The following is a 16,363-nucleotide window of genomic DNA, read 5'->3' on the forward strand; positions in this document are numbered from 1 at the left end:
TAGACCCCTCAAAACTGAATAAAGTAGAACAACATCTTTTTTTATATTCCTTAGAAAGGAGGTGATCCAGCCGCACCTTCCGATACGGCTACCTTGTTACGACTTCACCCCAGTCATCGGTCTTACCTTAGGAAGCGCCCTCCTTGCGGTTAGGCAACCTACTTTGGGTACTCCCAACTTCCGTGGTGTGACGGGCGGTGTGTACAAGGCCCGGGAACGTATTCACCGCGGCGTGCTGATCCGCGATTACTAGCGATTCCGACTTCATGCAGGCGAGTTGCAGCCTGCAATCCGAACTGAGAATGGTTTTAAGAGATTAGCGCACCCTCGCGGGTTGGCGACTCGTTGTACCATCCATTGTAGCACGTGTGTAGCCCAGGTCATAAGGGGCATGATGATTTGACGTCATCCCCACCTTCCTCCGGTTTATCACCGGCAGTCTCACTAGAGTGCCCAACTTAATGATGGCAACTAGTAATAAGGGTTGCGCTCGTTGCGGGACTTAACCCAACATCTCACGACACGAGCTGACGACAACCATGCACCACCTGTATCCCGTGTCCCGAAGGAACTCCTTATCTCTAAGGATAGCACGAGTATGTCAAGACCTGGTAAGGTTCTTCGCGTTGCTTCGAATTAAACCACATGCTCCACCGCTTGTGCGGGCCCCCGTCAATTCCTTTGAGTTTCAACCTTGCGGTCGTACTCCCCAGGCGGAGTGCTTAATGCGTTAGCTGCGCTACAGAGAACTTATAGCTCCCTACAGCTAGCACTCATCGTTTACGGCGTGGACTACCAGGGTATCTAATCCTGTTTGCTCCCCACGCTTTCGAGCCTCAGTGTCAGTTACAGGCCAGAGAGCCGCTTTCGCCTCCGGTGTTCCTCCATATATCTACGCATTTCACCGCTACACATGGAATTCCACTCTCCTCTCCTGCACTCAAGTCTCCCAGTTTCCAATGCACACAATGGTTGAGCCACTGCCTTTTACATCAGACTTAAGAAACCACCTGCGCTCGCTTTACGCCCAATAAATCCGGACAACGCTTGGGACCTACGTATTACCGCGGCTGCTGGCACGTAGTTAGCCGTCCCTTTCTGGTTAGATACCGTCACTTAAGTAATTTTCCACTCTACTTAACGTTCTTCTCTAACAACAGAGTTTTACGATCCGAAAACCTTCTTCACTCACGCGGCGTTGCTCGGTCAGGGTTGCCCCCATTGCCGAAGATTCCCTACTGCTGCCTCCCGTAGGAGTCTGGGCCGTGTCTCAGTCCCAGTGTGGCCGATCACCCTCTCAGGTCGGCTATGTATCATCGCCTTGGTAGTCCTTTACACTACCAACTAGCTAATACAACGCGGGATCATCAAGTAGTGAAGCAATTGCTTCTTTCAAATAAGAATCATGCGATTCTCATTGTTATGCGGTATTAGCGTTCGTTTCCAAACGTTGTCCCCCGCTACTCGGCAGATTTCCCACGCGTTACTCACCCGTTCGCCGCTCTTCATAAAAATAGCAAGCTATCTTTAATCATCGCTCGACTTGCATGTATTAGGCACGCCGCCAGCGTTCGTCCTGAGCCAGGATCAAACTCTCATTTAAATTTAGTTCATCAAATGAACTGGCTGTTGTTTTGTCTTTCATTATTGAATTGACAGTTGGTATACAAGAAGTTAACTTCTCGCATATAGTCATTCTACTTTATTCAGTTTTCAAAGGTCTATCGCTCTCGTAAGAGATACGCTCTCTCGCGACAACTATTATATTCTATCAAACTCACTTTGTTCTGTCAAGAATAAACTGTGATTTTTCTCCCTTTTTTTTACACTCGTTCGGAAAACCCCGCCGTTGTCACGTTTAAAGACTATAAAAAAACCAGACACTTTGGGGGCTGGTTTCTTGTTTTTTATCTTTTTCCTTCAAGATAAACCATCAAAATGGAAATATCGGCAGGATTTACTCCTGAAATACGACTCGCTTGGCCTAGAGTTTCAGGATTTATTTTCTTGAATTTTTGGCGTGCTTCCGTTGCGATACTGTCTAATGCATCCCAATTCATATTTTTAGGAATGCGTTTAGCTTCTAAACGGTGCATCTTTTCAACTTGTTCTTTTGCTTTTTTGATGTATCCCTCATAGGTAACTTCTGTTTCAATAAGTTCAATAACAGTTCGATCAAGTTTCTCAGAAGATTCACCGACAAATCTAACTACATCAGAATACTTCACTTCAGGACGTTTTAAAAATTCAATACCCGTCAAAGCATCTTTGATTGGCCCAAATCCCATCATCCCAAGTTTTTCTTGCGTATCGGCAAGTGGTTTAAGTTTTTCTTTATTGAGACGAGCAATCTCTGTTTGGTAAGAAGTTAGTTTATCTTGGAAAGCCTCCCAGCGTTCGTCACCAACTAAGCCAATTTCTCGTCCAATAGATGTCAAACGCATATCTGCATTGTCATGGCGTAAAATCAAACGATATTCAGCACGAGAAGTCAGTAAACGATAGGGTTCTAAAGTTCCTTTAGTCACAAGATCATCAATCATTACACCGATATATGCATCACTTCGTTTAAGGATGAGCTCTTCTTTACCTTGAACTTTAAGACTTGCATTGATTCCTGCAACCAAACCTTGTCCAGCTGCTTCTTCATAGCCAGATGTACCATTTGTTTGTCCTGCAGTGAAAAGTCCTGAAACTAGTTTCGTTTCCAGTGTTGGACGGAGCTGGTGAGGTAATACCACATCATATTCGATAGCATAGCCAGTACGCATCATTTTTGCATCTTCTAAACCAGGAATAGAACGGACCAAATCAAACTGAACATCTTCCGGTAAACTTGTGGATAAACCTTGGATGTATACTTCTTCTGTATTCCGCCCTTCTGGTTCTAAGAAAAGTTGGTGACGGGGCTTATCTGCAAAGCGTACAACTTTATCTTCTATAGAAGGACAATAACGCGGGCCGACACCTTTGACAATCCCTGAAAACATTGGAGCACGGTGCAAATTTTCTTGTATAATCTCATGTGTTGTCTTACTTGTATACGTCAGCCAACAAGGAATTTGCTCTGTAAGGTAATCTTCATCTTTTGACAAAAAGCTAAAGTGATTAGGCTTTTCATCCCCTGGTTGAATCTCTGTCGCATCGTAATTAATACTTGATGAGAGTACACGTGGTGGCGTTCCTGTTTTAAAGCGTCCAATTTCAAAGCCCAAATTGCGTAAGTTATCAGCCAAGCTGACAGAGGCTAGCGAATTATTTGGTCCTGAGGAATATTTAAGCTCACCGATGATAATTTCACCACGTAAAGCAGTTCCTGTAGTAACAATAACTGCTTGGGCAGCATACTTCGCCCCCGTTGTAACTTTTACGCCTGTTACTTTTCCATCATCAACCAAAATTTCTTCGACCATAGCTTGACGTAAGGTTAGATTCTCTTGATTTTCTACTGTATGCTTCATTTCTTGCGAATATAGTGCCTTGTCTGCTTGTGCACGTAAGGCACGGACAGCAGGCCCTTTACCGGTATTCAACATCTTCATCTGAATATAGGTCTTGTCAATATTTCGCCCCATTTCGCCACCTAAGGCATCAATTTCACGAACAACTATTCCTTTGGCAGAACCTCCGATTGAAGGATTACAGGGCATGAAAGCAACCATGTCGAGATTAATTGTTAATAGAAGGGTTTTGGTGCCCATACGAGCTGAAGCGAGTGCTGCTTCTACACCAGCATGTCCCGCGCCGATCACTATGACATCATATTTTTCTTGAAATTCCATAATTTCTCCATTTTTACAAAACAAAAAGCCAAAGCCAGTGAAAAATACATGCTAAAAAGCACATATCTTCCCGAGCCTTGACCATCGAGTTTTTATGATAGGACTATTTTAACTCTTTTCAAAAATTTTTTCAAGAGTATTTTCCTATTTATTTTTACGATACTGCTTCACCATCACGATACAAGACCAACGAAGCAAGTTCCTCTACTGTTCGTGCTGAGCCTTCTGGTAGTATTCTGTCTTTTTCTCGAGATGTCGGATCATATTTGCCAGAATAATCAATCGTGCCGTTCCTTAATTTGACCGGAATAGGTGTGCCTTTAGGATATATTTCAAATCGGGAACCATTTTCAGGAGCAATACCTTCCAAATACATCCACAAATAAATCTGTCCTGTTTGTTCATTTATACCTCCATATTGGAGATAAAAATCCCGTTTCTGCTTCGTCACTTTTGAATCCAAAACACGTGCTCTTCTGCCATCAATATCACTTTCATAATTAACCCAATCCCCATGAATAGTTTCAAAATTTCCCATCTTTATTTGCTCAATATTAACTGTTTTTGCTGGGCTGTATTGGTCTGCTTTCGCAAACTCTATTGTTGGCGCGACAACAGAATGTTCATCCTGTTTCACAGCAAAAATTAAAAGAACAGCAGTAAGAACTAATGTAACGTCTGTGATAACAAGCAGTTTTTTCAAGGAAAGCTCCTTTCCATTTCGATTAGAATTTGATTATAAAATAATTATAACAAAATAACTTAATCTTCAATAACGTTTTACTTGGAGACTTTTTGACATTAAAAGACTTCTAGCTTAATGGCTAAAAGTCTTTTATACTTGATTAATTTTTATCCCAAAATTTATTACAAAATTTAGGAGGTAATTCTCCAGAAGATTTACCATACGCCCAGCGTTTTTTCTCTACTGGAAGTACATGCCAGTCTTCTAAAAGCATCAAACTTTGATAGCGTTGGAGATATCCTGCGCATTCTTCACACCAGATCTCATCTCCACTTCTCCAGAATGCAGCTAAAAGGTCATCTTGGCTTTTAAATTCTTTATAGCTTTTTGCCATTTTTAGCCATTCACTTTTGTACTTTTTCAAAGCTTGATAGAAGTCTTCATATTCATCTACTGATTGAATATCTTTTTGCCAGTCTTCAAAAAACCACCATGGTTCATCATAGCCTGACATTGTGATTACTCTATACATATTTCTTGTCCAGCTTCTTTTCTTTAATATACATCTCTTGTTATGTATTGTAACGAAAAAATATGCTTTTGAGAAATATTTTGCACTATTTTACAGATATGTCAATATTCTTAATGCAAAACGCAGCAAACTCCTCTAAACGTTCGGTCTTTTTAGTCAAGTGTAAGAAACCTACAACTGCTTCGAAGCCTGTAGATATACGATAAGTCACAACATCTGTGTTTTTCGCTGTTGTTTTAGAGTGCGCATTTCGTCCACGCTTGAAATAAAGAAGTTCCTCTTCTGTTAGAAAGTCAACGTCTTCCATTTTACGAATTAAGGCAGCCTGTGCTTTAGCGGAAACATATTGCGTGGCTTGTCGCTGAAGTTCTCCAGGTTTGGTTAATCCTTTATCGAGGAGATAATCTCTAACGAAAACTTCATAAACAGCATCTCCGATATAGGCGAGTGCTACACCATTTAATAACTCTGCATCTTTTTTATTCACGATGCCACCTCACACCTTGAGCAGTATCTTCAAGCACAATCCCTTGTGCCTTTAATTCATCACGAATCTTATCTGCTTGAGCAAAATCTCGTGCTGCTCTTGCCGCTTGTCTTGCTTCGATTAAGTCTTCAATTTCAGCATCTAATCTTGTATCTTGATTTTCAAAACGCAAACCGAGAATTAAGAGAACATCCTCAAAGAAGGCTTTAACTTCTAATCCACCATTTCCCTTATTTACCCAAGTGATAAAGTTATAAAAAACAGTTAAACCATTCGCAATATTAAAGTCCTCATCCATTGCTGTTTCAAACTCTGCTTTGAATTTAGCAAGAACTTCTAAGTCAGCCTGACCTTCTACTTCAAGATTGCGGTAAGCATTTTCAATCTTCTTGACATTATTTTCTGCATCTTGTACGGCTTCATCTGTAAAGTTAACAGGCCGGCGATAATGAGTCGTAGCCAAGAAAAAGCGGAGAACTGTTGGACTTACTACGTCGAGCATTTCATGCACGGTTTTAAAGTTTCCTAAAGACTTAGACATTTTTTCACCGCTAACATTTACAAATCCATTGTGCATCCAGTAGTTCACAAATTTTTTACCTGTTTTAGCTTCTGATTGCGCAATTTCATTGGTATGATGAGGGAACTCCAGATCAGCTCCTCCCGCATGTATATCTAAAGTATCCCCTAAAAGGTCACTGCTCATCACTGAACATTCGATGTGCCACCCTGGACGTCCTTCACCCCAAGGGCTTGACCAAGAAATTTCGTCTTTTTTCGCGGATTTCCATAAGGCAAAATCCGCTGGGCTTTCTTTACGTACTGTTTCTTCATCTGTTCGACCAGAAGCGCCTTGCAGCAGTTCTTCTAAATTTTTATTTGCGAGCTTAGCATAACCTTTTGATTTTGCAACACGGAAATAGACGTCGCCTTCGGCTTCGTAAGCAAACCCTTTATCCATTAAATCTTGAATAAAGGTAATCATCTTGTCGATATAGTTAGTTGCTCTTGGATTTACCGTTGCACGTTTAACATTGAGAGCATCTGTATCTTGATAAAATGCGGCAATATATTTGTCGGATAATTCAAGTGGTGTAAGATGTTCCTGAGAGGCTCCTTTGATAATTTTATCATCAACATCTGTAAAGTTAGAGACGTAAATCACTTCAAAGCCTCGGTATTCCATATATCTACGGATTAAATCGAAAGCAACAACAGATCGTGCATTCCCGATATGGATATAGTTATAGACTGTTGGTCCACAAACATACATCTTTATCTTATTTTCTTCGAGAGGATGGAACTCCTCGATTTTTCTTGTCATTGTATTATAGATGTGAAGCATGGTAGCTCGCCTCCCTTTTTTCTTCTATGGACGAAATTTTCTCTGAGTCTTTTTGTCCCTTAACTCGAACAACTTTTGCTGGAATACCTACTACTGTAACTTCAGGTGGGACATCACTTACGACAACAGCACCAGCACCGACTTTGGCATTTTCGCCAATTTCGATAGGACCAAGCAGCTGTGAGTGTGCTGATATTAAGGCCCCCTTACGCACCGTAGGGTGACGTTTTCCTTTATCTTTCCCTGTCCCTCCAAGGGTTACTCCGTGATAAAGTTTAACATCTGTTTCTACTATCGCTGTCTCCCCGATAACCAATCCAGAACCGTGATCGATAAAAACTCCGTGGGCAATCGTTGCTCCTGGATGAATTTCGATTTGTGTCCAAAAACGCCAAAACTGTGAATTCATACGCGCCCAAAGTTTAAGGTTATGTGTCCACAGCCAATGACTAAAACGATGTGCTGCTAAAGCTTTTACTCCCGGATAAGTCAAGAGAACTTCTAGCCCAGTTCGTGCAGCAGGATCATTTTCTTTTGTGACACGGATGGCTTCCTGCCAAAAGCCTCTCTTTTTATTTTTCATATTCATTTATTATAGCAAAAATCTATAGGAAAAGCGCATTACACTGCGCCTTCCTCCTTTTTATCACTCTGGTCGAGTTGTTGATAATTCTGGAAACTCTTCATCTATGACTGATGCTTTACGTTCTCGGCGCTCAAATTTAGGACCAGATGTTTTTTCTTTATGATATCCACGGTGACCATTACCGTTCTTCCCATTACGACGTTCGCGTGGCTTATGCTCAGGTTCTTCATTGCCTTCTGGTTTTTCTAGCAAAGCACGTACTGAGGCATCAACACGACCTTTATCATCAACTTTTGTAATCTTAACTTTAACAACATCTCCAAGCTTCAAAGCATCTTCTACTTTGTTCGTGCGATTCCATGCAAGTTCTGAAATATGTACCATCGCATCAGTATGGCCAAAAAGATGAACAAATGCACCGAATTTTTCGATTCTTACAACCTTTGCTTCATACACATCGCCGACTTTGGCTTCGCGGACCAATTCTGTAATGATTTCTTTCGCACGGTTAATCGCTGTCTGATCAGGAGAAAAGATAGAACAAAGTCCATCTTCATCGATGTCAATTTTGACTCCTGTTTCTTCGATGATTTTGTCGATCGTTTCGCCGCCCTTACCAATAACAACCTTAATTTTATCCGCATCAATTTTAATCGTATCAATTTTAGGTGCAGATGGTGCAAGATTTGGACGGGGTTCCGAAATTGTGGCTTCAATCACATCTAATATTTCAAAGCGGGCGCGTTTTGCTTGTGCAAGTGCTTCTGCCAAAATTTCGGCAGTAATTCCTGAAATTTTGATGTCCATTTGTAAAGCAGTAATTCCCTCGCGTGTACCAGCAACTTTGAAATCCATATCGCCAAAGTGATCTTCCAAACCTTGAATATCTGTCAAAATAGTATAGTTGGAGCCGTCTGAGATTAAGCCCATAGCAATTCCAGCTACTGGCGCCTTGATTGGTACTCCTCCAGCCATCAAGGCTAATGTTCCTGCACAAATCGAAGCTTGTGATGAAGAACCATTTGACTCTAGTACTTCCGCAACTAAACGTACAGCATAAGGAAATTCTTCAAGTGACGGCATAACTTGCTCAAGCGCACGCTCACCAAGTGCACCATGCCCTATTTCGCGGCGACCAGGTGCACCATAACGTCCAGTTTCTCCCACTGAATACTGCGGGAAATTATAGTGGTGCATGAAACGTTTTTTATATTCCAGATCCAAGCCATCAATGACTTGTGCTTCCCCCATCGGAGCCAGAGTCAAAGTTGACAAGGCTTGCGTTTGCCCACGTGTAAAGAGAGCTGAGCCGTGTGTAATTGTATTCGGTGTAAAGTCGATTTCTGCTTCTAAAGGACGAATCTCATCGACTTTACGACCATCAGGGCGAATTTTATCCTCTGTTATGAGGCGACGGACTTCTGTATGTTCCATTCCCTCCAGAATCTCAGAAACATCACGCATAATGCGCTCAAACTCTTCATGTTCGGCATAAGCTGTTTCATATTCTGCTTTGACACGATCTTTAACAGCTTGAGTGGCCGCTTCACGCGCAAGTTTTTCTTCTACTTGTACAGCAGCTTGTAAGTCTTTATTATAGTCTGCAATAATTTGGGCTTTCAATGTTTCATCAACACGCAGAAGTTCAACTTCTGCCTTGTTCTTACCAACTTTGGCTACAATCTCATTTTGGAAAGCAATAAGTTCTTTAATCGCTTCGTGTCCTGCAAGGAGGGCATCGAGCATGATTGTTTCTGATAGTTCCTTTGCACCTGACTCTACCATATTGATCGCATCAATATTCCCAGCGACAGCAAGATCCAAATAAGACTTTTGCATCTGTGCAACATCGGGATTAATGATAATTTCACCATTGATATAGCCCACTTCAACACCCGCAATCGGACCGTCAAAAGGAATATCTGAAATAGCTAATGCCAAGGAACTTCCAAACATCGCTGCCATACGCCCACTTGCATTTTCATCATAAGAGAGTACAGTATTGATTACTTGTACTTCATTTCGAAAACCGTCAGCAAACATTGGGCGTATAGGGCGATCAAGCAACCGGGCAGTCAGAGTAGCATAAGTGGATGGTCGTGCTTCACGCTTATTAAAACCTCCAGGAAATTTTCCTGCGGCATACATTTTTTCTTCATAATTAACTTGCAAAGGGAAAAAGTCACCGTTTGCCATTTTTTTCGACATGGTCGCTGCAGTTAGCACGGTTGTGTCTCCATAGCGAACAATAACTGCGCCATTGGCTTGCTTGGCAACTTGACCTGTTTCAACAACAAGCTCGCGTCCTGCAAAATTCATTCTGAAAGTTTCTTTTGTCATGTTTTCTCCCACTTTTCGAGATTTCAGTGCTTCTCATTTCTATCCAAAAATCAATTTGCTTTCTCAAAAGTAAACTCATTTTTGTATAGAACAGCACTGTGCCCATTATACTATATTTTTGAGGATAAAAAAAGCTTTGTAAGAGCAATCTATAACGGTTTTAGGCATTCGGGCGCCACAAAAGAAAACGCTCACTTTCCAATGAAATTTTTAACTTCTCTTATAAAACAGATTGTAAAAAATAATCATTCTCTTCATACAAAAAAAGCAACAGTACGTTGCTTTTTGGTAAAGGTATATTTTTACTTTAAGTATCTCAATACATTTTCCCATTGTATCAGCTAAGCAGATAACTATTCTCCCTTTTTATCCATTTCATGCCAAAATTTATGTTTTTCAAGCATATAAGCAAGAACATCGGTTTGGTAAACTTGCTCCAAAAAACTTCTAGAAAGTACTTCGTTTGCTTTTCCTTGTTTTACTATTTTTCCCTCATGTAAAACTAGAACATTTTCTGAAAAAGACAGAGCTAAATTAATATCATGAAAAACAGCAATGATGATTTGATTTTGAGCAAAATACTCATCAATATTGCGCAACATTTCTAGTTGATAATAAATATCCAAATGATTATTGGGTTCATCCAATAAAACAATCTGAGGGTTCTGTAATAAAGTCCGGGCTAAAAAGACACGCTGCAGCTGGCCGCCAGAAAGTGTTGACAGTTGTTGATCTTTTATCGTATCCAAATCAAATGCGGCTATTACTTCGGCTACACGTGCTTTATCTTGGGCGCTTGCCACTGCCATAAATCGTTTTCTCAGCTGGGTGTAGAGTCCCATCATCAAAGTTTCATAGACGGAATAAGAAAAATATACAGCTGGATTTTGAGAAAGAAGAGCCACTTTTTCTGCTAATTCAATTCTTTTTAATGTGGTCAATGATTGTTCGTTTAGCTCAATTTTTCCTTGATATTTTAGCAAACCAGCTAGACTCTTTAAAAGCGTTGATTTCCCACTACCGTTTGGTCCTAAAATTGCTAACCTTTCCCCTGCCTTGACAGAAAAATTAATATCAGAAAGAATCTCTTTTCCCGAATACTCAACCTTCATATTTTCAACTTTTAACATCTCATACTTGTCCTTTTCTAAAGAAAATATAGTAGAAAAATGGCGCACCAATGAGGGCTGTTACTGCTCCAATTGGTAATTCTCTTGTTTGGAAAACACTTCTTGCTACAGTATCTGCAAGAACACAGAGCAGGCCGCCTATAAGTGCTGAGCTTGGAAGAACCCACTTATGTGTCGCACCAAACAAACGACGAGCGATATGAGGTGCAATCAAATCGACAAAACCAATCACTCCCGTCATTGCTACGCTGGCTCCTGTGAGCAAAGTCGATAAGCTAATTAAAATAACTTTCGTCCGTTTGACTTCTACTCCTTGACTCAAAGCAAAGGTATCACCAAAACTCAAAATATCCATTTCTCGGTGAAAGTAAAGTAAGCAGACGAAACTAAAGACAAAGAGTAAAGTGAGGAGCTGTACGTTTTCCCATGAAGCTCCTGAAAAACTCCCCAATTGCCAGAAAATGATACGTTGCATATAATCCGGCGAAAAGGTCATCATTAAAGTTAAAAAAGAATTAACAAACAAAGAAAATACCATTCCCACCAAAATGATAGTTTGATTATCTAATGATTGGGAAAATTGTTGAGCAAAGAGTAAAACGATAAAAACAGTTACAAGTCCAAAAGCAAAGCCCGCAAGGCTCATCGAAATCGAAGTGCTCATAAAATTAATACCGAGTAACATCACAGTCGAAGCGCCTAATGAAGCACCTGATGATACGCCTAAGGTATAGGAAGAGGCTAAAGGATTTTGTAAAAGTGATTGCATCACTGTTCCACTAGCACCCAAGGCTAAGCCGACAAGAAAGCTGAGCAAAATCCGAGGCATGCGAACTTCAAGAAGAATACTTTGCAAAAGAGGAGCAGAATCTTTCCCTCTGCCCAATATCATATTCATTAAATCACCGACTGATATCGGAGCACTTCCTATTTGAAGGCTTAAAAGCATTGCCAGTAAAGACAGGGCCAAAAGCATCACAATAATGCTTATTCTATTCTTATTTGAAGTTTTTGAATACATCAGGATATACCGCTTTTGCCATTTCTGTCATTGCTTTTATTACATGTTGATTAGGAAGCGAGCTTCTTTCGTTATCAATAGAATAAACGGCTTTATTTTTTACTGCCTTCACTTCTTCCCAACCTTTCAATTTTAAAATGTCATTAATAGGATCCGGAACATATTCAACATTTGTTAATATTACATCTGGATTAGCCATAATTGCTGCCTCTTCTGAAACTTTGATGGCTCCTGTTTCTTTGGCCATCACATTCTCAGCTCCAATTGTTTCAATCATTTCATTGATATAAGTGTCCTTTCCCATACTATAAATTTCTGGGGAAGCCGCGATTTCAAACAGAATCCTTTTCTTATGATTTATTTTTGCAGCTTGTTCTTTAAAAGCAGAGATATCCTTCTCCATCTGACCAGTAAGTTGTTCTCCTTTTTCTTTTTGGTTTAAAGCTGTCGCCACGAGACGAATATTGTTTTCAATTTCTTTAAAGTTCTTTTCAGTAGGTAGGACGACAACACTCGTTCCTTTATCTTGTAGCTTCTTAATTTTATCTTCCGATTGGAACAGGGTCAAATCACTCACAAATAAAAGTTCTGGCTGGAGCGCCATTATTTTTTCAAGATCCAAGTTCATAAGGTCTGTCTGCTGCACATTTTCCAAACCCTTAACATACTTGGGGCTTTGCGTATCTACAGCAATGAGTTTATCTTTTTGCCCCAGATCGTTAATCACTTGTGTCACCGCAGGTGAGAGTGACACAACTCTCTGAATATTGTTGGGAATTTTTACTCTCTCACCTTGTGGTGTCGTAATTTCAACTTTAGATGAGTTTGCTTCCTGAGTCACGTGTTTATTTTTTGTACATGCTGATAGACTAACCACCATAAACAGCAAACCAATTATCGTTAGTGTTTTCTTTTTCATTTGTTCTCCCTCGCTAAAAAAAGCTCTCATCATGTAAAGCCCTTATTTTTGAAACCAAGGCCCTTGCTAACAGTGTCACCCACAAATATGACTTAGTCTGGTCCCTCACAGTCATTTAAGTGCTGCTAAGAAGTTACCCTCTTTCCATACTTGCCGCTGTTCTTGTATTATTTTTATTTATCTCATCTTGAGACATAACATTCCTCTTATTTTACCATGTCCACACTTAACTTCGGTAACTAAAACACTTGGCTTACTACAGAGGATATATAAGATAATGAGACAACTCTAAATATCAAACATCTTCCATTAAAAATTTTTTTATTTTAACCCTTACCTATATAACGTGAAACCTTTCACGTAAATAGCGCTATGAAATCCCCCTCAAATTTGATAGAATAGACATATCATAATATTATAGGAGAAAAACTGTGACTTATTCTGACGCACAACTTAAACTTTTTTCACTGAACTCGAATCCTGAATTAGCTGAAAAAATTAGCAAAATTATGGATGTTCCTTTGGGGAAAGTAACTTCAAAACAATTTTCTGACGGAGAAATCATGATTAACATGGAAGAAAGTGTTCGTAATCATGATGTTTATATTATCCAGTCAACAAGTTGGCCAGTCAATGACAACATTTGGGAATTGTTAATTATGATTGATGCTTGCGTCCGTGCATCTGCACATTCTGTCAATATCGTTATGCCATACTTTGGTTATGCGCGTCAAGACCGAACTGCTTCAAGCCGTGAACCAATCACAGCTAAGCTTGTAGCTGATATGCTCGTCAAAGCTGGAGCAGATCGTGTACTCACTTTAGATATCCATGCAGTTCAAGTTCAAGGTTTCTTTGATATTCCTGTCGATAACCTCTTCACTGTACCGCTTTTTGCTGAGTACTACATGAATAAAGGATTGTCTGGCGATGACGTTGTCGTTGTTGCACCTAAAAACTCAGGTATCAAACGCGCGCGTAGTCTTGCGGAATATTTAGAAGCTCCTATTGCCATCGTTGACTATGAAGATGACGATGCAAAACGTGAAAATGGTTATATCATCGGTAATGTTGAAGGGAAAAAAGTTATTCTTATTGATGATATCCTCAACTCAGGTGTAACATTCTCAAATGCTGCTTCTGTCGTGCGCGAAGCAGGTGCTGGAGATGTTTATGCCGTAGCAAGTCACGGTCTCTTCACTAAAACGGCAGCTGACTTACTTGAAAAGTCTGGAATTTGTGAAGTTCTCGTCACAGACTCGGTAGCTACTAAAAATCGTAAACCTAACAATGTAAAATACCTTAGTGTCGATAAACACATGGCAGATGCAATTCTTCGTATTCATGAAGGACGTCCTGTATCTCCGCTCTTCAAATTTGATAAAAATCAAGACTAAAGTCTATTCTGAACAATATTTAAGTTCATTCAGCACCAGCTTTTAGCTGGTTTTTTTATATGAAAAAAAGCCACGCTGGCAAAACGAGACTTCATATTCAGGAAATTTTTATCGATATTTTGATTTGCCATATCCAATATATCATATTTGCTTATCAATAACGTTACCTTTTGTTAACAGAGCTAGAAATGGTTAGCTCTCTCTTTTTTTATCATTCTTTTCTTTATAATTTTCTTCCTTTATTTTTTTGTCCTCAAGAGTAAATCCTTTTGATTTGAGATAGAGAAAGAGTTCTTGAAATAATGGATTGATTTGACAAATGAGTTGAAGCATTCGTGCAAAGAAAAAAAGTAAAGAACTATTGATAACAAATTCTATTTCATGGTTGTACATTTTTACATTTGAAAACTTGTAAAACTCGAAAACACCCCAAAAGATTGCTATCGTTACAACATCAATCACTATTCTTTTCTTCAAAGGCGGATCCATTTTTTCGCCATCCTTGAGCCATGTTAATCCTAAAATAATTACAATTAATGCCGAGATACCTAATAAGTTATATTCCATTTGTCTGCTCTTCCTTTCCTATAAGACTGTTTACCAGCTTAAATTTATTATATCCTTCATCATTAGATTGTTCCACTTCGTTTAAAAAATTATACTTTAGCCTTTGTCAGTGTTATAATTGGTATAGGCAGATCACAATAATATAATTAATACATCTTTCAAAGGTCACCTCTCTGCCTAGGTGGCTTTTTTCATAACCTGTACTTACTTTAGTCACTTCTTTCTCCTCTCATAACTTCATTTATCTAAAAAATTAGCGGAAGCGTTCGAATTTCAGAAAAAAAATATAAAACATGGTAATATAGAGATAATGGAAACTTACGATTATCATTAAGCTTTCGTATAGAGTACATAAATGAAATACACACATTTATTAAAAGGTTAAGTTAATAGAAGCTTACATGTCCTTGAAATAAGACTTTTAATAGAAACTCGAAAGAGAGGAAAGAACAATTATATATCTAGATAATGCCGCAACAACACCGATACTTCCTGAAGTTGTTGATGTCATGACGGAAGTTCTTGCTAACAATTTTGGCAATCCGTCCAGTACGCACACTTTTGGTCGCCAAGCGAGCCAACTCGTACGTCAGGCACGAGAAACAGTAGCTAAGGCACTTCAAGTTTCACCTGGAACAATTACTTTTACTTCCGGCGGAAGTGAATCCAACTCCACCGCTTTGGTCGGTTACGCTTTAGCCAACCGTCAAAATGGTAATCATATTATCACCACTGCCTTAGAGCATCCATCAGTACTTAATGCCCTTGACTACTTGAAAACACGTCATGGCTTTGATGTTACTTTTGTTCAACCCAAAACTGATGGCTCTTTCCCCGCCCAATTGATTGAAAATGAATTGCGGGACGAGACAATTCTTGTTTCAATGATGATGGCCAATAATGAAACTGGTCAACTACTTCCCATCAAAGAAGTGGGGCAACTTTTAGAAAATCATCAAGCTGTTTTTCATGTTGATTCAGTACAAACAATGGGTAAAATCCCCGTACATCCTGAGGAGCTAAAAATAGATTTTCTATCAGCTAGCGCTCACAAATTCCACGGTCCAAAAGGTGTCGGCTTTCTTTATCATCGTTCCGGACTAAAATTTGACAGTATTATCCACGGTGGCGAACAAGAAGAAAAACGTCGTGCAGGTACGGAAAATCTTCATTCTCTTTTGGGCATGGCAAAAGCACTACAAATTGCAACAGATAACATGAACGCTAATTATGCCCATGTTGAAAAACTGAAAGCTTCACTTCTAGACGATCTTGCAGATATTGAATATTATACACACGAATTTGGTCCGAGTATGCCACATGTTGTAAATATCGGGTTCCCAGGGAAAAATCATGATCTATTACTCGCAAAACTTGATCTTGCTGGTGTGGCAATTTCAACTGGTTCAGCCTGCACCGCTGGAACAGTTGATCCTTCTCATGTTCTCGAAGCTGTATATGGTAGTGAATCACCAAAACTTAAAGAAAATATTCGTGTTTCTTTTTCAGAACTCAATACTGAAGAAGAAATTCACAATTTTGTTCAAACACTAAAAGAAAGGGCACTATAAA

General features: G+C 39.6%; 13 protein-coding genes and 1 rRNA gene. 2 read left to right on the top strand and 12 right to left on the bottom strand.

Annotated elements, in window-relative coordinates; all coding sequences use genetic code 11:
• Positions 1 to 54: 54 nt before the first annotated feature.
• The 11 genes from J0J35_RS06790 to J0J35_RS06840 form a co-directional block, all read right to left on the bottom strand.
• Positions 55 to 1,603, bottom strand: a 16S ribosomal RNA gene (locus J0J35_RS06790).
• Positions 1,604 to 1,907: 304 nt separating this feature from the next.
• Entirely contained in the window at positions 1,908 to 3,782 is a 1,875-nt protein-coding gene (mnmG, locus tag J0J35_RS06795; protein ID WP_061414535.1) for a tRNA uridine-5-carboxymethylaminomethyl(34) synthesis enzyme MnmG, read from the bottom strand.
• 154 nt (positions 3,783 to 3,936) lie between these two features.
• Entirely contained in the window at positions 3,937 to 4,485 is a 549-nt protein-coding gene (locus J0J35_RS06800; protein WP_019294348.1) for a hypothetical protein, read from the bottom strand.
• A gap of 142 nt (positions 4,486 to 4,627) precedes the next feature.
• Positions 4,628 to 4,999, bottom strand: coding sequence for a DUF1033 family protein (locus J0J35_RS06805; protein WP_017370585.1), 372 nt, complete (start codon positions 4,997 to 4,999; stop codon positions 4,628 to 4,630).
• An 85-nt stretch (positions 5,000 to 5,084) separates the two neighbouring features.
• A complete protein-coding gene (locus tag J0J35_RS06810) occupies positions 5,085 to 5,486 on the bottom strand; it encodes a Mini-ribonuclease 3 (protein ID WP_017370584.1) in 402 nt (133 codons plus the stop codon).
• Complete coding sequence (cysS, locus tag J0J35_RS06815; protein ID WP_017370583.1) at positions 5,479 to 6,831, bottom strand: cysteine--tRNA ligase; 1,353 nt, start codon at positions 6,829 to 6,831, stop codon at positions 5,479 to 5,481. Before cysS ends, J0J35_RS06810 begins: the two co-directional genes overlap by 8 nt.
• On the bottom strand, positions 6,815 to 7,414 hold the full coding sequence (cysE, locus tag J0J35_RS06820) for a serine O-acetyltransferase (protein WP_017370582.1): 600 nt from the start codon (positions 7,412 to 7,414) through the stop codon (positions 6,815 to 6,817). The genes cysS and cysE overlap by 17 nt, the downstream gene beginning before the upstream one ends.
• A 63-nt stretch (positions 7,415 to 7,477) precedes the next feature.
• Entirely contained in the window at positions 7,478 to 9,757 is a 2,280-nt protein-coding gene (gene pnp, locus J0J35_RS06825; protein ID WP_206916278.1) for a polyribonucleotide nucleotidyltransferase, read from the bottom strand.
• Positions 9,758 to 10,110: 353 nt separating this feature from the next.
• A complete protein-coding gene (locus tag J0J35_RS06830; RefSeq protein ID WP_206916281.1) occupies positions 10,111 to 10,887 on the bottom strand; it encodes an ABC transporter ATP-binding protein in 777 nt (258 codons plus the stop codon).
• Between the two features lies 1 nt (position 10,888).
• On the bottom strand, positions 10,889 to 11,908 hold the full coding sequence (locus J0J35_RS06835; protein WP_206916283.1) for an iron ABC transporter permease: 1,020 nt from the start codon (positions 11,906 to 11,908) through the stop codon (positions 10,889 to 10,891).
• Complete coding sequence (locus tag J0J35_RS06840; protein WP_017370578.1) at positions 11,886 to 12,827, bottom strand: ABC transporter substrate-binding protein; 942 nt, start codon at positions 12,825 to 12,827, stop codon at positions 11,886 to 11,888. Before J0J35_RS06840 ends, J0J35_RS06835 begins: the two co-directional genes overlap by 23 nt.
• 431 nt (positions 12,828 to 13,258) lie before the next feature.
• On the opposite strand from J0J35_RS06840, the gene J0J35_RS06845 reads away from it, so the two are divergent.
• Positions 13,259 to 14,224, top strand: a complete 966-nt coding sequence (locus J0J35_RS06845; RefSeq protein WP_017370577.1) for a ribose-phosphate diphosphokinase — start codon at positions 13,259 to 13,261, stop codon at positions 14,222 to 14,224.
• Between the two features lie 192 nt (positions 14,225 to 14,416).
• Here J0J35_RS06845 and J0J35_RS06850 read toward each other — a convergent pair whose 3' ends face one another.
• Positions 14,417 to 14,791 (bottom strand): holin, encoded by a 375-nt coding sequence (locus J0J35_RS06850; protein WP_117516893.1) that lies wholly within the window; start codon positions 14,789 to 14,791, stop codon positions 14,417 to 14,419.
• Between the two features lie 452 nt (positions 14,792 to 15,243).
• Between J0J35_RS06850 and J0J35_RS06855 the strand changes: the two genes are divergently transcribed.
• A complete protein-coding gene (locus J0J35_RS06855; protein ID WP_206918192.1) occupies positions 15,244 to 16,362 on the top strand; it encodes a cysteine desulfurase family protein in 1,119 nt (372 codons plus the stop codon).
• The last annotated feature ends 1 nt before the right edge of the window (position 16,363 follow it).

This window comes from Lactococcus sp. LG606, from assembly GCF_017309645.1.
GTDB classification, from domain to species: Bacteria; Bacillota; Bacilli; order Lactobacillales; family Streptococcaceae; genus Lactococcus; species Lactococcus petauri.